The following is a 20890-nucleotide window of genomic DNA, read 5'->3' on the forward strand; positions in this document are numbered from 1 at the left end:
AAGGTTTTTAAAAGTGTTTCTAGCATATTAATATCTCAATATTAACTTTAATATATTATGTTTATAAGGTTTTTAAAATAATATATAACTTAAAATTAATGCAAGAAGATTATGAATATTAATATATTTTATTTTTTAATTGGATATGCGGTAGTATATACAGCTTCTAAATGCTTTATACTTGTTTTAGTATAGCTTTGTGTAGTAGATAGACTTTTATGACCTAATAGTTCTTGAAGAGAGCGTAAATCTGCACCATGCTCAAGCAAATGTGAAGCAAAACTATGTCTAAATGAATGAGCAGTTAAATGCTGCGGTAAACCATAAAAATGCTTTAATTTAATTAATTCACGATTAAATACCGGTGGTTGCAATTTCTTACCCTGCTTTCCTCTAAATATGGGTTCATTATCACCTAACTTATATGGCAATATTTCTAAATATTGGGTAATTAAATTTTTAGCAATCGGTAACCACGGAATTATTCTTTCTTTACTACCTTTACCTATTATTCTTATAAATTCTAGATTTTGTAGATGAAGTTTCGTAATTGATAATGCTTCCGATATACGTAGACCTGAAGCATATATAAGGACAAGTAGGGCTTTATTTCTAAGTTCTATCCACTTAACATTCCCGTATTCTTCAATATGTTCAAGTGATATTACTACATCATCTTCCGATAAAGCTTTTGGTAACAATTTAGTCTTTTTAGGAGATTTTATAGAAAAAATTATATGACTATTTAATTGTGTTGTTTTCTCTAAAAACCTATAAAAATTTTTTACTGCAGATAAACCACGTGAAATTGAAGAAGCGGTAAAATTATCACAGTTACGTTTTGCAAGCCAACTTCGGATTAATCTGATATCTGCGGTTTTAATATGATTTATCGTTACAAGCTCTGAATTATAATAATTCATAAACTCAAGAAAATGCTTAAGGTCATTATTATAAGAAATTACTGTATGATTAGAGTAATTTCTTTGCAAAACGAGGTATTTTTGCCACTTATTTATTAATGCTTGAATTGATGTATCTAACATTTATAAAAACTTAACTATTTTTAATATTATTCTTAATGCTAACAATTATTGACTCATAATTTTATAAATGTGAGCATGAATTGAGGGTTTATGTTTACATATACGTAACCTATAAAACACAAAAAATTTTTTAGAATAATGAATAATGTGAAATAATACACAATTTTTAATGAAATCCTATATGAATCCAGAATTTTATATGAGTTCTATGAAAAATATCCCTAGTGTAGATCTTGCATCTATCACAAATACAATGCAAAGAGCTATGAATATTCTTTTAATAACTAACCAAATTGCTACAGAAAGCATGCAATCTTTGCTTAAGAAAAATTCCGAAATTATACAAAATAATGTTAATACTATTTTGAATACTACTAAAGAAGCAGCAACTTCTAAAGATTTCAAACAAGCTAGTGAATGTCAATGTTTAAAATCTATTTATATCTTTTAGCTACTAGATTCCTGCTTTCGCAAGAATGACATAGTGGGAATCTCCTCTCAGTTGCTCGCCTTTCTGTTTAACCAATTTTGTAAATAAGATTCTGCTAGCTCCTGATCTTCTATAATAATTACATTTTCAGCATTACGTTTATCGGCAGCAGCCGTGAAATTAAACGAACCGGTTATTACTTTCTTTTTATCAATAATTATAACTTTATTATGAGCGATTCCCGGTACTTTATCTATATCTACATCAATTTTTGCTCGTTGTAATTCATGTAATTTAGAAAATTTTTGCTTTAAATTACTACGATCAAGCAATATTCTAACCTTTACTCCTCGCGCTTGTGCATTAATAAGTGCATTAGTAATTAACGCATCGCTCATACCGTATGCCTGCATATAAATAGATTCTTCAGCTTTATCTATCTGATTGGCTATAAACTTAGTACAACCGGCAGGCGGAGTAAAACATGTACTAACTTTACTTCTTGAAAGCTCTGAAACATTGTAATGCTTTATTTGCATAGCAGATAAAGCTAATGATTTTTGACTTATTAGATTAGTAAAATAATCCGGATTCTGTCCATAAAGACCTAAAGCAATTCCCAAAATAAAGGCAATAGATATTTCTATAAATTTATTATTTTTTCTCTTCATGACTTATTTATATTTTAGGCATTGCATAGATCGGCTTTTCCGTCATTGCGAGGAAAAGTACAAAGTAATTGACGAAGCAAAATCTCATGAGATTGCCATACAGCCTATGGCTGCTCGCAATGACGATTTAGTATCCCCACAAACAACACCTACTTCCTTACGTAACTTCCTGGATCTTCTTCAATAACCTCTAGATTCTGATAATCTAAAGAATCTACTAGCTTATTATCATTATTTTTTATAAGCCAATTAAGCCAATAATTCCACCATGAGCCTTTATATTCCGTAGCTTTCACAAGCCACCTCATGACTACTTAAACTTAAGTCGTCATTAAACCGATAATTATATTTAGCACTAGCGGGAGGATTAACTACAACTGCTACATGCCCTGAATCCGTGAGACAAAAAATCTTATGTCCATTTAATAATTTTACTCCATCATATATTGAACGCCATGGAGCTATATGATCTTCTTTTGCGGCTACGAAAAAAGAGTTACAATTAACTTTTCCAAGATCTACTTTTGTTCAGAGTACCTCTAAATTATTAGACTCTTTTAGCAAGTTATTGCAATATGTATTTTGTAAATATTCCTCATACATTTTTGCCAGCAAATTAGTAGAATCCGCATTCCAATATAGCAAATCAAAAGGCATCGGTTTTTTACCGAGTAAGTAATTATTGACAAAAAACGTCCAAATTAAATCATTAGCCCTACGTGAGGATCAAAAAACATGAAACAACGACGCCAATTTTTCAAATTAAACGAGTATACCTTATATCTTTAAACTATTCCACATACTATTAACCTTGTCGATAACTTCCTGACTCATTTCTATTTTTTTACCCCATTTTCTATTTGTCTCAGGGTATATTTTATCGGTTGCATCTATTCCCATTTTACTACCAAGGCCTGGCTCAGGAGATGCAAAATCCAAATAATCTATCGGGGAATTATCTATAAAGCTCGTATCACGCCTTGGGTCGCTTCTTGTTGCTATTGCCCAAATTACTTCTTGCCAATTACGAACATCAATATCGTCATCTACAACTATAATAAACTTACTATACATAAAGTGCCGTAAGTAAGACCAAATCCCAAGCATTATTCTTTTAGCATGACCGGGATAGGATTTTTTAATCGATACTACCACAACTCTATATGAACAACCTTCAGGTGGAAGCCAAAAATCGACTATTTCCGGAAATTGTTGCTGTAATATAGGAATAAAAATTTCATTTAATGCTTCACCTAAGATTGATGGCTCATCAGGCGGTTCTCCTGTATAGGTGCTTAAATATACTGGATTTTTCTTCATCGTTATTGCGGTAACCGTAAATACAGGAAATTCCTCAACATCATTATAATATCCGGTGTGATCCCCAAAAGGACCTTCAGGCAAATACTCCTCTAAACTTACATAGCCTTCCAGAACTATTTCACTATGTGCAGGTACTTTGAGGTCAATAGTTTTGCATTGTACCAACTCTACTTTTTTATTACCGAGTAAACCAGCAAAATTATACTCCGAGATATTCTCAGGTATCGGCATAACTGCTGCCAAAGTTACCACTGGATTTGCCCCGATAACGATAGCAGTAGGAAAAGGTTCTTTTTTTGCTTCTTTCCAACGTTTATGATGCTCTGCTCCCCCCCGTAACTTTAACCAACGCATCAATAGCTTATTTTCTGAAATAACCTGCATTCTATATATGCCAAGGTTGTAATTATCGATTTTATCTTTTGTTGGACCTTTAGTAAATACTATACCCCAAGTAATTAAAGGCGAAATATCATCCGGCCAACATCTTTGGATCGGCAATATATTAATATTCGGTTTATCAATGACGATTTCATGACAAGCTGCTTTTGATACGGTTTTAGGAGACATAGCAAATATACGCTTAGCAAACGGTAACATTGACAATGTTTCTTTAAAAGATGCGGGTGGTTGCGGCTGTTTAAGGAATGCTAGTAAAACGCCAAGTTCTCTTAATTCTTTGGGTGACTTAAGTTTAAGCCCCATACAAATACGATTTATACTAGCATAAAGATTAGTTAGAACAGGTATGTCGGACTTAATGCCGTCGACTTTTATAACATTTTCAAAAAGTAATGCAGGTCCGCCTTGTGCTAATACTCTTCTACTAATTTCAGTAATTTCTAAGTCAGTTTTAACCTCAAGAGCAATACGCTTTAACTCACCGTTTTTTTCTAAAAATTTTAAAAACTCCGGTAAATCTTTAAAGCTCATAGTTTTTTTTTGTTTATAATGTGCGGCTTATTTTATCGTCATTGCGAGCAGCCATAGGCTGCGTGACAATCTCATTAAATATCCTGAGATTGCTTCGTCAATTACTTCGTAATTTCCTCGCAATGACGATACGGTATAACCTGATGGATTTCGCTACTTACTAAAATTAGCTTTTACCTGCATATCATTCTGAATAATTGTGTAGTTAATTAGCTCGTCAATTACAGAATTTTTAATATTATATATTATATTTTTTTCTGAATTGACATGAATATTTTTAGCTGTTAATTCATCGATACTGCTAGATTTAATATGTGCAAAATATACTTCATCACCTACTTGAAATACAGGCGTATTACTTCCTATTGTAGTATTAAAAATTGATAATAATATTTCAGGAGTTAGTGTTAGATCATTTTCCATTTCGGATCTAATATAGCTTTTTTTGCTTATTTTTATTCCGGTAGCTTTAAGCTCTTTTATGTTCTCTTGATCTGAATTATATTCCTTTGCTAAATCCTTGATAATTTTTAAGTTTACATCTGCAATATTCCGCTTTATCCAAGCTTTATTTACCTGCTCTTTAATAGCATCAAATTCAGGTATTTTTGCCGGCTGAATAGATTTTAATTCTACCAATATAAGATAGCTTTTATCCTCTGTTTCTATAGGATAAGATAATTCACCTTCCGAAAGCTCAAAAATACTATCGGCACTTTCAGCAATTATTTTATCTTCAATAAGCTCTGCATAACTGATATAGTTAACGTTTTGTATCGGTAGCTTATATTTTTCGGCAATTTCAACTAAGCTAGAACCGGCTGCCGTCTCATCTTCCAGCTTTTTAGCAAACTCCATATTAAGTATGTCGATTTTTTGAGCCTTTAATAAATCATGTAATTGTTTTTGTACCGCTTCAAAACTTTGATCACCGAATTCATCTTTATTTTCATTATAAAATTCTAACAACTCATCTTGAGTAACTGAGACTTTTAAATCCTTAATATTAGCTTTAATATAAGAAAAGCTGCGTTTCTCAGGTACCTCAAACGCGGTTTTATTATCTTGGTAAAAATCCTTTAATTGCTGACCGGTAGGAGTAGGGATTTGTAAATCTTTCGGTTTATTTTGTAAATCTATTTGTATTAATTCTACTTCTCTTTTTTCAGCCATATAATCTACTATATTGTCAGTCATAGCTTTAGGAACATAGAAACTTTCTATAAAAGTACCAACAAAAATATTTTTTAGAGCTTTTTCTTTGAAGTTTAATAAATATTTTTCTTCATCCATATAAGAATTTCTAAAATAATTTTTAAAAATTTTTATATTGAAAACACCTTGCTCATTTTTAAAAACCGGTGATTCTTTAACTAAAATTTTAACTGTATCATCACTTAGATCTAAGTCATAATAATTCACTAAATAATCTAAGACATTATCGTAAACAAGCCTTTTGAGGATTCGGTTATCAATATTTAACTGTGCTATTTCTTCATCCGTTAAACTTGTTCCCGTTTGCTTACTTATAACATTAATTTCTAAAGATTTTGCTCTCACAAAATCTTCCTGGGAGATATTTTTCACATGAGAAAAAGTAACAATATCGCCGCTTCTTCTTCCATTTAATACATCTTTAATACCAAAGCCGACAAAAGCAAAAGCTATCATTGCGAATAAAACCCGCATTATAAAACTATCGGCAGTTTTTCTAATATTATCTAACATAATTTTTTATTTAAGTTTTTATCTTCATTGCAAGGAAATTACGAAGTAAGTGACGAAGCAATCTCAGGATATTTGACGAGATTGCCACGTTGCTTCGCTCCTCGCAATGACGCTTCTCAAAACTACATTATAAAGCAAAAAAGCCTATATAGTCAAACTATATAGGCTTTTTTTATGATTATAGAACGGTTAATTAAAAATTAACACGAACTTTTACACTACCTTGCTGAGCGAAATACTTACTTCCGATATTGGTATCGTAGTTAATCCCGTATTCCATCATTTTATGCTTAGCAGTAACACCGACACCAACATCAAAACTTGTTTTGCTTTGCTTAAAGCTGTTGGTTGGAAGAGGAGCAGTCATACCTTGTAATCTTGCATCAATCGCCGAAACTTTATTCTTGAATGCATAATCAACCATTGCGTAAAGCTCAGGTGTTAGCACTATTTCATTGACATTGATATTACTTGATACTTTAGCACCGAGTAAACCGTCGAAAGTATTATAGTTCTTGCCTTTAACGGTAAGATTTTGGTAAGTAGTACCGGTTTCCTTATAGCCCTTATCTTTGATAGTCGAATATCTAAGCCCAGCTAACGGTGTTAAGTTAATGTTCTCAGGCATCATATAGGTATAACCAGCCATTAACTGACCTGTATAGCTTTCGGATTTATACTTACCGTTTGCAGTTTGATAACCGACAGTCTCTAGTGTCGTTGCAATAACACGTCTTGATTTGCTTCTTATCTTATTATCTGAGTAAGATGCTATAGCTTCAACGAAGAGATTTTCATAAGGTACACTATATAAACCGTATAAAGAATAGATGTTGCTCTCTACCTTATTCTTATCGCCCGTTTTATTATTTTTTAGCTTAATGTCAGTATCGGCTCTTGTATATGCAAGTCCGAGTACTAGATCATCGCTAACGAAGCCGTCAAAACCTATAGTGCCACCAGTTGTATCAGACTTATAACCACTTATACTGTTACACATCTTCTGCGTTGCATTACCGACAAACGGGCTTATCCACGCACCAAACTTAGCATCCATATCTTCATCACCAGAAGAAACAGGACCTTTATTCCCTGCTTGTACTTTATCCATTCTAGCATTTAGAGCAGTTATATTACTTGATATATTACTCGCTACAACTTGATTATTAACGGCAGCTATAGTGTCGCTAGGTTTTACAACATCTTGCATGAGATGAGTTGTAGCATCTGCTTCCTGTAGCGGTGTCATTAGACCAAAGTTATTGAAAGCTTGACGTGCATCTGAACCATTGGGAGCATCCTCCATTAACTCAAGCGATTTCTTTATATTTGCAGCATTTGGGATATTTGCAAGCGGTCCACCCGGTGCAAAATCTTTATCTATAACATCTGCAGCTATATCCTCTGCAAATAACGTTAAAGTCGATGCATCAAAAGTAAAGTTAACAAAACGGTTGTCATTATTAATAGTTATTTTAACATTCTCTTTAGGAGTAGGCTTTAAACCACCTGCTGTTTCTGCAGATATTACCGTATATTTTGTATCTGGGCTTATATTATTCATGTCGAAATTAGTAGCAGTAACAACAAGTGCTAAAGTTGAAACCCCTGATAAATCAAGAGTACTACCTGATTTAATTAAGATATTACCACCTGACTTAGCTGCTCCGTCAAAAGTAGTATTTAAGGTTAGCGTATCGGTAAAGCTACCGGTACCAGTATATGTTACTTGATTTGCACCTAAAGTAAGTGTAGTACCGCTACCTGTTATATTACTATTAAAGGCTAGGCTATTGCCGAAATTAATAGTAGCACTGTTAGCTACAAAGCTGGTAGCCGTTACATTTTTAGCAAAACTAGTGATAGAACCTTTGGCTAAAGTAACCGCACCTGTATTAGTGAATGTATGGGCAAAACTTGTAGTACCGCCAAGTGTCGCGGTACCTTTTGCGTTAACACTGCTTGCAAAACTTGTAGCACCTGCCGTTGTGATATCACCAACCGAATTAGCCGCAGTCCCTACAACACCGCTAACACTACCGCCATTCATGAAGTTTAGCTTCAGAGCCTGACCACCGGTTTTATTTATGCTGCCTGTTAAGTTAAAGTGTGCAGGTAATGTTAAAGTATTTGTACCTGTACCTTGGATTTCGCCGATTTTAACGTTACCGCCTTTGGCAATAGTTACATTTCCTGCACCTACTTTTAACATAGCAATCCCGTTTACTCTATTAAGATTACTTGCACCTAAAACTATTAACGTACCGTTATTAGTACCACCGGTATTTTTGACTGTTCCCGCAACATTTACATTGTTATTTAATGTTACCGTACCGTTTTTTGCATTAAAATCTAAGACACCTCCAATATTACCGGTTTGAGTTAATTGAACAGCATCCTTAAATAAAACTACATTTGCCGTAGTAGCTCCAAGTTCTAATTGACCTGTAATATCAAGCATTATATTTGTTGTATTAAAAGTGGTACCTGCCGTGTCACAATCTCCCGCTCCTTTGAAAACTATAGTTTGTAACTTATGAGCTCCACCAAACATCTTGCCTCCGGCTATCGTTAATTTTTTTCCTGCAGTTACAGAATTTAATATTACTATACCCTCGTCGTCATTATCAGGGTCTATATTCGCACCTAGTGTGATCGTACGGTCGTTTCCTGAACTATTTTGTAATATTAATTGAGCATCCGCATGTGCAAATTGAATATTTCCTGCCGGTATATTTAAATTACCATTATTTGCATCAATCGTATAAGTAGCATCGTTTATTTGTATAGCACCAGCATTAAATGCTGTACTACTAGTAAAATCTGCTTTATTGTTAATACGCACGTTCTGTATACCTTCTAAATTTACATCGTCAGTTATTGTAACGGCATTATAAATAAGTAAAGTGTTAAATTTATTACCGCCTCCATCACCGATATTTCTAGCGGTACCTGCTACATTACTCCCAATATTCAGACCACTAACCCCACCATCAAAGACTAGCGTACCTTCATTAGCACCGGGAGCTACTAAATCAGCTGCTAATAATATATTATTTACTCCGACTCCGGTTGAGTTAGAAAGTACTAAAGCAGAATCTAGAGCTCTAAAATGAATATCTTGAGCATTTAATATAGTAACATCACCAGCACTTGAATCAATTGCAAAAAGATTACCGGCTCCAATATTGATTTCTGCAACTGTTCCTATAGTTGAATGATATGCCGTAAGTAACTTTGTATTAACATTTAATATAGCATTATTGCCGTTTGCTATAGCTCCTTTAAAATAATAATGGATTACGTTACCACCACCATCAAGAGGTCCGTTAAACTCTAAAGTACTCCTGGCTCCAAAATCTATATTATTCGCATCTAGACTTCCTCCAGCGTGTAATGTTATACCTGCTCCTACATTCACTGTTGCTAATGCATTTGTATTACCTATATTGCCAGTTACTGTACTATTACCGGTAAACGTTACTATACCATTATTTGCATTACCGGTATTATCTATCGCTCCGGTCACCACTACAGGATTCGTAAATGTCACTGCTGACGCATTATCCGTTAAGTTTATTGCATTCGATTTTACCACTCCTCCTTGTACTTGTAGCAAACCTGCTTCTACATTCACTGTTGCTAATGCATTTGTATTACCTATATTGCCAGTTACTGTGCTATTACCGGTAAACGTCGCTATACCATTATTTGCATTACCGGTATTATCTATCGCTCCGGTCACCACTACAGGATTCGTAAATGTCACTGCTGACGCATTATCCGTTAAGTTTATTGCATTCGATTTTACCACTCCTCCTTGTACTTGTAGCAAACCTGCTCCTACATTCACTGTTGCTAATGCATTTGTATTACCTATATTGCCAGTTACTGTGCTATTACCGGTAAACGTCGCTATACCATTATTTGCATTACCGGTATTATCTATCGCTCCGGTCACCACTACAGGATTCGTAAATGTCACTGCTGACGCATTATCCGTTAAGTTTATTGCATTCGATTTTACCACTCCTCCTTGTACTTGTAGCAAACCTGCTCCTACATTCACTGTTGCTAATGCATTTGTATTACCTATATTGCCAGTTACTGTGCTATTACCGGTAAACGTCGCTATACCATTATTTGCATTACCGGTATTATCTATCGCTCCGGTCACCACTACAGGATTCGTAAATGTCACTGCTGACGCATTATCCGTTAAGTTTATTGCATTCGATTTTACCACTCCTCCTTGTACTTGTAGCAAACCTGCTCCTACATTCACTGTTGCTAATGCATTTGTATTACCTATATTGCCAGTTACTGTACTATTACCGGTAAACGTCACTATACCATTATTTGCATTACCGGTATTATCTATCGCTCCGGTCACCACTACAGGATTCGTAAATGTCACTGCTGACGCAGCATCTGTTAACTTAGTCGTAGTAGCTTTAATAACCGCTCCCCCTAACGTGGCTTTACCTGCTCCTACACTTATCGTGGCTAATGAATTTGTATTACCTATATTCCCGGTTACTTGACTTAATGCACCATTTAAATTTAAGACACCTACATTATCAACGCCTGTGGTGTTATCAATCACACCTGTTAATACTGCATTTGCATTTGTAAGGGTTAATACCGACGCAGCATTCGTTAATTTAGTCGTAGTAGCTTTAATAACCGCTCCCTCTAACGTGGCTTTACCTGCTCCTACACTTATCGTGGCTAATGAATTTGTATTACCTATATTGCCAGTTACTGTACTATTACCGGTAAACGTCACTATACCATTATTTGCATTACCGGTATTATCTATCGCTCCGGTCACCACTACAGGATTCGTAAATGTCACTGCTGACGCATTATCCGTTAAGTTTATTGCATTCGATTTTACCACTCCTCCTTGTACTTGTAGCAAACCTGCTCCTACATTCACTGTTGCTAATGCATTTGTATTACCTATATTGCCAGTTACTGTGCTATTACCGGTAAACGTCGCTATACCATTATTTGCATTACCGGTATTATCTATCGCTCCGGTCACCACTACAGGATTCGTAAATGTCACTGCTGACGCATTATCCGTTAAGTTTATTGCATTCGATTTTACCACTCCTCCTTGTACTTGTAGCAAACCTGCTCCTACATTCACTGTTGCTAATGCATTTGTATTACCTATATTGCCAGTTACTGTGCTATTACCGGTAAACGTCGCTATACCATTATTTGCATTACCGGTATTATCTATCGCTCCGGTCACCACTACAGGATTCGTAAATGTCACTGCTGACGCATTATCCGTTAAGTTTATTGTATTCGATTTTACCACTCCTCCTTGTACTTGTAGCAAACCTGCTCCTACATTCACTGTTGCTAATGCATTTGTATTACCTATATTGCCAGTTACTGTACTATTACCGGTAAACGTCACTATACCATTATTTGCATTACCGGTATTATCTATCGCTCCGGTCACCACTACAGGATTCGTAAATGTCACTGCTGACGCAGCATCTGTTAACTTAGTCGTAGTAGCTTTAATAACCGCTCCCCCTAACGTGGCTTTACCTGCTCCTACACTTATCGTGGCTAATGAATTTGTATTACCTATATTCCCGGTTACTTGACTTAATGCACCATTTAAATTTAAGACACCTACATTATCAACGCCTGTGGTGTTATCAATCACACCTGTTAATACTGCATTTGCATTTGTAAGGGTTAATACCGACGCAGCATTCGTTAATTTAGTCGTAGTAGCTTTAATAACCGCTCCCTCTAACGTGGCTTTACCTGCTCCTACACTTATCGTGGCTAATGAATTTGTATTACCTATTGTTCCGTTAATGGCAGCATCTGTCTTGACAGTTATTATACCTCCTCCATTTATATTGCCTGCAAGTGTTATCTTTGCCGGGGCTGCAGATTGTATAATTAGTGCAGCATTCGCTCCCCCTAAAGCTATATTTCCTAAACCTGTATAATTATCGGCAGGAGCATCAAAACCATGATTTGCAGCAACAGCATTATTACCGTTTAAAGTTAAGCTTTTGCCGGCAGTAATAGTAACAGGCAACAAGTTACCTCCCGTTATAATCGAACCAACAACGGTATTTTGAGCAATATTTAGACCTACGGGAGTAGTACCTGCAACATTTATAGCCGTAATAATACGATCGGCTGCATCTGCAGTGATAGTATAATCACCACCGTAAGTAAATGCCCAATTGTTTTGAGGACTGCCAGCAGGATTACCATTAGCTACCCCTGCAGCCGTTATCTCATTCCAATTATTATTGCCAACATTATCACTAAATGCTGCATTATTATTAGTAGCAATAACACCTGCAGCAACACCGAGTGCCCCGCTACTACTCAGCATTATCGCTGCGGTTGAGGTGGTGAATAAAGCGGCTTTAAGACCTTGTTGTATTGCTTTTTGAAATAATTTTGGAGAAATATTCGCCATATATGTAAACCTTAATAAAAATTAACTCACTTAAAAAGTGTTATAACGCAACTTTTTTAGTATGTCTATTATAATTAATAACATAGATGATATTTTTATGTATAGATTGTCATTCCGTAGCGACGTTGGCCTTGTTGCATGGCTCGAGAAATCTGCTGGGTGTCATCCCGTGGACAAACCATGGGATGACAGGGAGGGAATCGCTCCACGCGGGCAATGCCCGCTCGCAATGACTATTTAGTATCCATATTCTCCTAACACCTTAATAACACATCATACATATAATATTCAGAAGCATTAGCTTTGAGCAATAATTCTGTAGCCGGGATACAATGATTACTCTTCACCATAGCCAGCGGTGTTAGACCTGATTTATCACGATAATTAATATACGCAGTGTGTTCAATTAAAAACTGTATTAATTCTTCACCGCAATTAGCTTTTATAGCATGATGCAGAGCTATACGTCCTAATTGGTCTTTGTACTGGGCATCAACACCTTTACTATATAAATAAAGTTTCTACCAAATTTTTGAAATTTAAAGCTCGCTTTATGCTGGATTTCTGTTTTTGCAGGAATGACATAAGAGCCATGCAACAACGCCTACGACTGCGTAGCGCATGACGAAAAAATACCCTACCTCTCAGGCAATAATATCTCTCTTTTACCTGTATGATTCGGTGGTGAGACTATTCCCTCTTTCTCCATCTTCTCAACTAAGTTGGCAGCTTTGTTATAGCCAATTCTAAGCGACCTTTGGATATAGCTAATGGAAGATTTGCGTTCGTCACGCACTATCTGCACAGCTTTTTTGTAAAGCACTTCATCAGAGGTGCCGTCACCGATATCAATGCTACTATCGTCTTCTTCAGGTTGCTCGGTAACGGCAGAAATATATTCAGGCATACCGCTCTCTTTCAAATATTCCGTAATTTGCTCAATTTCGGCTTCATTAACAAACGGTCCGTGTACCCTACTTATCTTGGAAGTACTCCCCATAAATAACATATCACCCATACCGAGTAACTGCTCGGAACCTTGCTCTCCTAAAATCGTTCGGCTATCGATTTTAGAGGTAACTTTAAAACTAATACGACTTGGAAAATTGGCTTTAATGACACCAGTAATAACGTCTACAGAAGGTCTTTGCGTTGCCATAATAATATGGATGCCTGCCGCTCTTGCCATCTGAGCAAGCCTTTGAATCAGCATTTCAATATCCTTACCGGCAACTAGCATTAAATCAGCCATCTCATCAACAATAACCACTATGTAAGGCAGTTTTTCCATGTTCATTGTAACGGTTTCGTAAATAGGCTTACCTGTTTCAGGGTCAAAACCAGTTTGAATCGAACGCTCAATTACCCTATTCTCTTTAACCGCTTCTAAGATTTTTGCATTATAACCTGCGATATTCTTAACACCAATATTACTCATCATTCTATAACGGTTTTCCATTTCCTTAACTGCCCATTTAAGAGCAACTACCGCTTTAGAAGGCTCGGTTACCACAGGAGTTAGCAAATGCGGTATTCCATCATAAGCCGATAATTCAAGCATTTTCGGATCAATCATGATAAAGCGACATTCTTCGGGAGTATAGCGATATAAGAGCGATACAATCATCACATTAATACCGACGGATTTACCTGAGCCGGTGGTTCCTGCTACTAATAAATGAGGCATTTTAGCAAGATCGGCAATCAGCGGCTTACCTGCTAAATCTTTACCCAAGACTAACGGCAATAAAGTTGATTTGTCTTGGTATTCTGGGGTCTCTATAAGTTCTTTTAAGCAAAAGAATTCACGCTGCTTATTAGGAAGCTCAATACCCAGTACATTTTTGCCGGGTATGACTGCTATCCTTGTTGATAAAGCAGATAGTGAGCGTGCTATATCGTCAGATAATCCTACTACCCTTGATGTTTTCGTACCTGCTGCCGGCTCAAATTCATATTGAGTTACCACCGGTCCTTGATTGATATTAATTATCTGCCCTTTAACTCCAAAATCATTCAACACGGTTAATAACTCTTCTGCCTTTTGTTTAAGCTCTGAGGACGAAGCTCCTTTTACATGATGTTTTTCAGGATCACGTAATAACGAAATAGGCGGCAATTCTGCTATTTCGCTTTGAGATATTTTAGGGCTAACAGGTTTGCTAAAGAATTTTATAGGATTTGCAGGTACGGATCTTGCTTCTTCAGGAAATTTTACTTTTTCACTTACAGGCTTTTGGTAAGAAGAAGTTATATTTATCTTATCATTGTTTTTAGTAGGGAATAATCTTATCGACGACAATCGTGAAAATACATTATGTAAAAAAGATTGTATCCGATAGATTAAAAATTTCCCTAGCTTAATAATAAAATTACTTAAAGAAGTAAATTTAATTTCAAATAAAACAACTAATATAATAAAGGTAAAAAATATTAATAATAAGTATAGTTGATTTGTAAATCGCTCAAAAAAATTAGAAGCTATTATTCCGATAGCTCCACCTGCATTTGCCGGTATGAATTCTAGCTTAATCTTAGATAATAATGTGCTACTGCTAACGAGAGCAAGCAACATTACAAACATACGGATAAATGAGCCGCGATATCTTCCATACCAACAATTTCTCCCCCAAACAAAGCAAGCAAGCGGTATGATAAAAGCAGCCAACCCAAAAAATTGATATAAACAATCCGATAAATAAGAGCCAAAAATTCCTACTAAATTACTATGGTACTCTGTTGTGACCGAGTTAAATGACGGATCGTCTATATTATATGACGTGAGAACAGTAACAATCCCAAGCCCGATTATCCCTAAGATAACCGCTTGTACCTTATTGTTTGAAAGAATTTTATTTATGTAATATAGCATAGTTTTAAATATTAAGCTAAATTATGAGTTTTATATCTTTTTCTATAATACTCTATAGGCTTTTCAATAAAGAAATAATTATTACTGTTATAAAACTAACCAACGTATTAAGAAATGTCCCATTATCAGCCCAATATGAAATAGCAGGTAATATATTATACAACACAATTAAATGACAACAATATATTGGGTAGAGAGTAAAGCAATTAATTTGTCTAACTTATTATCTTTGGTTAAGTCAAATATTTTTCCTAAAGATAGAGCAAATAAACAATAAAAAAGTATTTTTTTTAGTTGAGGCTCTATTGGGATAAACGGAAAAGTAATAATTATTAATATAATATATAAATAGAGTAATTGACTAAGCCAAGACTTTTTTTCGTTTATTTCTTGATTAGTATAAATATAAAATGCTTGACTACCAATTAAGAAAACTGCAAGTTCAGAAGGAAAGAATCTATAAGACCAAGAATCTCCTATAAATCCATTAAACTGAAGAATAATTCTAGTAATTAAAGATATACAAATTATGGATAAAATATAGATATTTTTCTTTTTTAGAATCCAAGGTGCCATTAAATAAAAAAAAATTTCTAGCCCAATTGACCAACCAGGAGGTATCAACAAAAATTGATAAAGAGGAGACGTGGAGTCAATAAAGTATTTTGTAAAATGTACTGTATTATTATTAATTCCAATAAACATTGTGACATCTTGCAACAACATTGTTAGGTTTGCAAAAATTAAAAAAACCAGCCGGAAATGGAAGATGACACAATTGCTTAAAAAAGAAAATTTTTGCTGCAAAAAGAAAGTAACTAAAATACAAAAGATATAAGTAGGATAAAGCCTTAAATATCTACATTTCCAAAATTTTATTTTGTTTGTATAATTGCTCTGAATCATAGCCATATAAAAGCCGGAAATCATGAAAAAAGATTGTACTGCAATTGTTGTACCTATCAATTTAAGCAATGGATGAGAAGTTGAATGTGCAGCCACAACAGAAAGAGCAAATAATAACCTCACTACACCCATTATATTAAATAATATTTAGCAATTATATAATATCCAAAACCTACATCAAGTAACATAGCAGCACTTCTCACAATAATAGGATAAGTTATTTACATTAAAAAAGCCATTTTGTATTATGAAAATATATTTTTTTGAGGGAAAGGTAACCAAAATTCATGACCATAAAAATCCACACGGGAAAAGATTTCATAAAGATGCGGGCAGCAGGAAAATTAGCTGCAGAGACGCTCGATTTTATTACTGATCACGTAAAACCGAATGTCACTACTAATAGTTTAAATGGCCTTTGTCATAATTTTATTACTTCTCATAATGCTGTTCCTGCACCGTTAAATTACAAAGGCTTTCCGAAATCGATTTGTACTTCTATAAATCATGTGGTTTGTCACGGCATTCCAAACGATAAACCGTTAAAAAACGGTGATATAGTAAATATTGATGTTACGGTAATTTTAGACGGTTGGTACGGTGATACTAGCCGTATGTATTATGTCGGTGACGTAGCAATTAAGCCAAAGCGTCTTATTCAAGTAACTTATGATGCAATGATGAAAGGGATTGAAGTAGTTAGACCCGGTGCTAAACTCGGTGATATCGGACATGCTATTCAAAGCTATGCCGAGAAACATAATTATTCTGTGGTTAGAGATTATACGGGTCACGGTATCGGAAGAGTTTTTCATGACGAACCATCAATATTAAATTACGGTCGCAGCGGCACGGGTCTAACGTTAGAAGAAGGGATGTTTTTCACCGTTGAACCTATGATAAATGCCGGTAATTATGACACTATATTAAGTAAACTAGATGGATGGACAGTTACTACACGTGATAAATCATTATCGGCTCAATTTGAGCATACTATAGGCGTGACTAAAGACGGTTTTGAAATATTTACGTTATCACCTAAAAAACTTGATTATCCTCCATACTAAACTGTAGGGTAAAACTTGATTTTGTTGTATGGCTATCTATGTCATTCCCGCGGGACATTTTTGCGTGGATCAAAAAACGCACTCAGTGTCATCCCGTGGCTTGACCACGGGATCCAAAAAGTATTTAAAAAGACTAGATCCCGCGATCAAGTTAGCTAGGATGACATTAAAGATTACTGGATTCCCGCTTTTAGCTAGGAATGACATCAGCAACATTTTACTTATTTATAATTTGAATAAACATAAAAAATGTTAGAAAATAATTTGTTAGAATTTAGTAATGATGAAATAATAGATACGCCTCATTATATAGGTCACCGTAAAAGAGTAAAAGAACGCTTCGTTGCCGCTGGAGCAGAACATTTTTCTGATTACGAATTACTTGAAGTAATGTTATTTTCGGCTATCCCTCGTAAAGACATAAAACCTCTTGCTAAAAAATTACTTGATCATTTTGATATTACGGATTTAATTAACCTTGATAAGGAAAGGCTACTTAGTATTAAAGGCACCAATGAAAATTTATATATCAATTTTGCTCTACGTGAGCTGATAAATTAGAGTATTGAAACAAAAAATAATAAATAAAAATATTAATGCTTCTTGGAGTTCTTGGATTGATTATTTAAAAGTTAATATGGGCAATATGCGACTCGAGCAATTTCGTATATTATTTTTGAATAAGAAAAATATTTTAATTGCTAATGAGGTTTTAAGTCAAGGAACTATAGACCAAGCTGCGGTATATCCACGTGAGATAATTAAACGAGCTTTATTTAACGAAGCAAGCAGCATTATACTTGTGCATCATCATCCAAGCGGTAGCCCTGAACCTTCAAAAGCCAACATTCATATGACAAATAAGATAGTAGAGATATGCCAAACCGTAAATATTATAGTTTTAAATCTAATATGTTCCTATGAATATAAATAGCTACAGCACATTATTTATTTTTTCTTTTATATCCACCTCTATATTAACATATATATTAACTAAATATCTTCCTACTATCGGTTTAGTTGATATACCAAGTAACCGTCGTTCTCATGATAAGATAACACCACGCGGCGGCGGTCTTGCTATTGTAGTTGTTGTAATGATTGCTTTGAGCGGGTTTGAATATATAACGAGCAACAACTTTGTTAATTCAATAAAAATATTACCGTTATTATTGGCAATTGCTTCGATTTCCTTTTTAGATGACTTAAAAGCCGTACCTATTCTAATTCGTTTAATAGTCCACTTAATTTGTGCAGCTTTTGCTATTTTTCTTTTTTCGCAGCTAAACTCTGTACATATACTAATATATTCTATTTTAGTTATAGCTTTAAGCGGTTTTATTAATATATATAATTTTATGGACGGTATAGACGGTATGAGTTGTGTGGAATCTATCCATCTATCTAGCACTATGCTTATATTATGTTTTTTACAATTTCCGACTATTAATAATCCATATTTTATAACTAGTGTAAATGTTATTATTCTTGGTGGCTCTTGTGGTTTTTTAATATTTAATTGGCATCCGGCAAAAATATTTTTAGGAGACGTGGGAAGTATTAGTCTTGGATTCTTAACGGGTCTTTGTTTGCTCCTGCTGGCTCTTACAAGCACTAATTTATTTATAGCTTGTGCTATTGCTAGCTTATATTACATCACTGATGCAGTGCTAACCATATTAATTCGGCTACTCAATAAAGAAAAAATTTGGCAGCCTCATTTAAAACATTTTTTTCAAAAAGCAGTACAAAAAGGTAAATCTCATAAACAAGTAGTATCGATTATAGCAGTTTGTAATATATTTTTAATGATCATATCGGTTACATCTTTACATTTTCCCGTAATATCTATAATGCTTGCTTTAGCAGTCATAACTTTAACAGTGCAGAGTTTATTAAAATGAAGCTAATTAAAGAGGATATTGATAAAATAGTTAGACGTATATTTGCTAAACAACATCCATTGCTGCCTGAAATCATGATTAACTGGAATAAAATAGTCGGGTTTAACTTCAGCACTAAAGCATTACCTTTAAAAATCACCACCTATACTTATAAAAAACAAAAGATTAATACGCTGTTTATACAAGCTGAAGATAATGCTACTGCAGCAGAATTACCTTATTATCAAGATATTATTCTAGAACGTATTAAAATTTATTTAGGCTTTGCAGCAATACATCAAATGAACGTAACGTTTTATAAAGGCAAAAAGAGTCTTTAGATTAAGAGTTTGTTGGCATGAATATCAATGCCATCTCTACTATAACTCCGCAAGCTTGTAGGTGTTGTTGCCTGGCTCAGTTTATGTCATTCCCGCGGAAGCGGGAATGACATCGTACGGGCTAACCATACAACAACTCTGCAACCGTAGGATCTAGGAAAAATAATAAAAATGCTGTAAATCAGAATTTTTTACTGGATTGCTTAGTCAATTACTTCGTAATTTTCCTCGCAATGACAAAAAAGCTGAATCATGCGATAATACCTTGCAGTCGCTTAGCTCATGACGTCTCAGTATCCACGTAGGCAAGACATACAAACAAAAAAAGGAGTCTTTAATAAAGACTCCTTTTTCGTGTTAATAGCTTGTAAAAAGATTTAAGACTAATTACATATCAAATCTTAATCCTGCCATTAAGTTATGACCTTTATAATGGGTTCCACCAAATTTAACTTTATCCCCGTTGATAGTTTTGGTGGTATTTTTTGTTTTACCGTAATCTCTCCAGCTATAAACTAGTTCAGCTTTTACACCTTGTGCAACTTCAAATGAAGTTCCTAAAGATAATTGATAAGCAAAGTTAGTTTTGTTTTTAGTAGTACCGTTGAAAGTGTCAGTTACACCACCTTTAATATCTTTAGAGTTAATTTTTTCCTTTACAAAAGCAGCACCAACACCTGCACCTGCAAATACTTTAAACATACTTAAATCGACGAAATCAACATAACCGTTAAGTAATACACTTACAATAGTAGGTTTATTTTTTACTGAGAAAGAATTACCGTCTGGATAAGGTTTTGATTTCTTTAAATGACTACTTGCTACCGTTCCAATTGTTAAATCGGTTCTTAGATTATCCATGATATAGTAACCCGCACCGATCTCACCTGTAAATCCTGTATTAGACTTTATATTATTTAACTTAAAATCTGCTCCTTTAGGTTTTGTTTTGTTAAAAATCACACCGCCGGTATTGAGTTTTAAATACCATTGATTTTCCACAGATGATGACATCGATGCATTAGTAGATGAATCTACAGAAGAATTCATATCGCAATCAGCAAATGAAAGACCAGAAGTTAAAAGTGCTGTGCTTGCAGCTGCTATTAAAAGTAATTTTTTCATATTGTTAAATTTTTCCTTTAAATTTTATTAGTTGTTAGTAAAAACGATATTAGATAATAATTTTACAATTTTTACCTAAATTCGATAAAA

The 20890-nt window shown here is 34.5% G+C and carries 16 protein-coding genes; 6 read left to right on the forward strand and 10 right to left on the reverse strand.

Features of this window, described 5'->3' with window-relative positions; all coding sequences use genetic code 11:
- Positions 1-128: 128 nt before the first annotated feature.
- Positions 129-1046, reverse strand: a complete 918-nt coding sequence (locus RAF_RS06445) for a tyrosine recombinase XerC (protein ID WP_012720064.1) — start codon at positions 1044-1046, stop codon at positions 129-131.
- Between the two features lie 181 nt (positions 1047-1227).
- Between RAF_RS06445 and RAF_RS06450 the strand changes: the two genes are divergently transcribed.
- Complete coding sequence (locus RAF_RS06450) at positions 1228-1497, forward strand: phasin family protein (protein ID WP_234943903.1); 270 nt, start codon at positions 1228-1230, stop codon at positions 1495-1497.
- Between the two features lie 47 nt (positions 1498-1544).
- On the opposite strand, the gene pld is transcribed toward RAF_RS06450, so the two are convergent.
- From pld to RAF_RS06495, 8 genes are all read right to left on the reverse strand, one after another.
- Positions 1545-2147 (reverse strand): phospholipase D, encoded by a 603-nt coding sequence (gene pld, locus RAF_RS06455; protein WP_012720066.1) that lies wholly within the window; start codon positions 2145-2147, stop codon positions 1545-1547.
- Between the two features lie 149 nt (positions 2148-2296).
- Positions 2297-2443 carry a hypothetical protein gene (locus RAF_RS09535; protein ID WP_041472052.1) on the reverse strand — a complete coding sequence of 49 codons (147 nt, stop codon included), beginning with the start codon at positions 2441-2443 and terminating at the stop codon, positions 2297-2299.
- A 481-nt stretch (positions 2444-2924) separates the two neighbouring features.
- Positions 2925-4403, reverse strand: coding sequence for a UbiD family decarboxylase (locus tag RAF_RS06470; protein WP_012720067.1), 1479 nt, complete (start codon positions 4401-4403; stop codon positions 2925-2927).
- A 153-nt stretch (positions 4404-4556) separates the two neighbouring features.
- Positions 4557-6131 (reverse strand): SurA N-terminal domain-containing protein, encoded by a 1575-nt coding sequence (locus RAF_RS06475; RefSeq protein ID WP_012720068.1) that lies wholly within the window; start codon positions 6129-6131, stop codon positions 4557-4559.
- Between the two features lie 193 nt (positions 6132-6324).
- Entirely contained in the window at positions 6325-12606 is a 6282-nt protein-coding gene (locus tag RAF_RS06480; protein WP_012720069.1) for an autotransporter outer membrane beta-barrel domain-containing protein, read from the reverse strand.
- Positions 12607-12860: 254 nt separating this feature from the next.
- Positions 12861-13070 carry an ankyrin repeat domain-containing protein gene (locus tag RAF_RS08380; RefSeq protein WP_327203450.1) on the reverse strand — a complete coding sequence of 70 codons (210 nt, stop codon included), beginning with the start codon at positions 13068-13070 and terminating at the stop codon, positions 12861-12863.
- A 173-nt stretch (positions 13071-13243) separates the two neighbouring features.
- Positions 13244-15478 (reverse strand): DNA translocase FtsK, encoded by a 2235-nt coding sequence (locus RAF_RS06490; RefSeq protein WP_012720070.1) that lies wholly within the window; start codon positions 15476-15478, stop codon positions 13244-13246.
- A gap of 168 nt (positions 15479-15646) precedes the next feature.
- Complete coding sequence (locus tag RAF_RS06495; RefSeq protein ID WP_327203426.1) at positions 15647-16507, reverse strand: acyltransferase family protein; 861 nt, start codon at positions 16505-16507, stop codon at positions 15647-15649.
- Between the two features lie 164 nt (positions 16508-16671).
- On the opposite strand from RAF_RS06495, the gene map reads away from it, so the two are divergent.
- The 5 genes from map to RAF_RS06520 all read left to right on the forward strand — a co-directional run bounded on the left by map (position 16672) and on the right by RAF_RS06520 (position 19675).
- Positions 16672-17451: a type I methionyl aminopeptidase gene (gene map, locus RAF_RS06500; RefSeq protein ID WP_010977838.1), complete on the forward strand. Its 780-nt coding sequence runs from the start codon at positions 16672-16674 to the stop codon at positions 17449-17451.
- 249 nt (positions 17452-17700) lie between these two features.
- Positions 17701-18012, forward strand: coding sequence for a UPF0758 domain-containing protein (locus tag RAF_RS06505; protein WP_014411118.1), 312 nt, complete (start codon positions 17701-17703; stop codon positions 18010-18012).
- A 4-nt stretch (positions 18013-18016) separates the two neighbouring features.
- Entirely contained in the window at positions 18017-18385 is a 369-nt protein-coding gene (locus RAF_RS06510) for a RadC family protein (RefSeq protein WP_041471972.1), read from the forward strand.
- Positions 18372-19355 (forward strand): MraY family glycosyltransferase, encoded by a 984-nt coding sequence (locus RAF_RS06515; protein WP_012720072.1) that lies wholly within the window; start codon positions 18372-18374, stop codon positions 19353-19355. The genes RAF_RS06510 and RAF_RS06515 overlap by 14 nt, the downstream gene beginning before the upstream one ends.
- Positions 19352-19675 carry a DUF721 domain-containing protein gene (locus RAF_RS06520; protein WP_004997222.1) on the forward strand — a complete coding sequence of 108 codons (324 nt, stop codon included), beginning with the start codon at positions 19352-19354 and terminating at the stop codon, positions 19673-19675. The genes RAF_RS06515 and RAF_RS06520 overlap by 4 nt, the downstream gene beginning before the upstream one ends.
- Positions 19676-20062: 387 nt before the next feature.
- Here the strand turns inward: RAF_RS06520 and RAF_RS06525 are convergent, their stop codons facing one another.
- Entirely contained in the window at positions 20063-20800 is a 738-nt protein-coding gene (locus RAF_RS06525; protein ID WP_012720073.1) for an outer membrane protein, read from the reverse strand.
- Positions 20801-20890: the final 90 nt, after the last annotated feature.

The sequence above is a fragment of the Rickettsia africae ESF-5 genome (genome assembly GCF_000023005.1).
GTDB lineage: Bacteria > Pseudomonadota > Alphaproteobacteria > Rickettsiales > Rickettsiaceae > Rickettsia > Rickettsia rickettsii.

Bases quoted from the DNA above. Each gene is read 5' to 3' on its own strand.
- map (WP_010977838.1), top strand. From the start codon at position 16,672: ATGACCATAAAAATCCACACGGGAAAAGATTTCATAAAGATGCGGGCA.
- RAF_RS06520 (WP_004997222.1), top strand. From the start codon at position 19,352: ATGAAGCTAATTAAAGAGGATATTGATAAAATAGTTAGACGTATATTT.
- RAF_RS06525 (WP_012720073.1), bottom strand. From the start codon at position 20,800: ATGAAAAAATTACTTTTAATAGCAGCTGCAAGCACAGCACTTTTAACT.
- RAF_RS06450 (WP_234943903.1), top strand. From the start codon at position 1,228: ATGAATCCAGAATTTTATATGAGTTCTATGAAAAATATCCCTAGTGTA.
- RAF_RS06505 (WP_014411118.1), top strand. From the start codon at position 17,701: ATGTTAGAAAATAATTTGTTAGAATTTAGTAATGATGAAATAATAGAT.
- RAF_RS06470 (WP_012720067.1), bottom strand. From the start codon at position 4,403: ATGAGCTTTAAAGATTTACCGGAGTTTTTAAAATTTTTAGAAAAAAAC.
- RAF_RS06490 (WP_012720070.1), bottom strand. From the start codon at position 15,478: ATGCTATATTACATAAATAAAATTCTTTCAAACAATAAGGTACAAGCG.
- RAF_RS06445 (WP_012720064.1), bottom strand. From the start codon at position 1,046: ATGTTAGATACATCAATTCAAGCATTAATAAATAAGTGGCAAAAATAC.
- RAF_RS06475 (WP_012720068.1), bottom strand. From the start codon at position 6,131: ATGTTAGATAATATTAGAAAAACTGCCGATAGTTTTATAATGCGGGTT.
- RAF_RS06515 (WP_012720072.1), top strand. From the start codon at position 18,372: ATGAATATAAATAGCTACAGCACATTATTTATTTTTTCTTTTATATCC.
- pld (WP_012720066.1), bottom strand. From the start codon at position 2,147: ATGAAGAGAAAAAATAATAAATTTATAGAAATATCTATTGCCTTTATT.
- RAF_RS06480 (WP_012720069.1), bottom strand. From the start codon at position 12,606: ATGGCGAATATTTCTCCAAAATTATTTCAAAAAGCAATACAACAAGGT.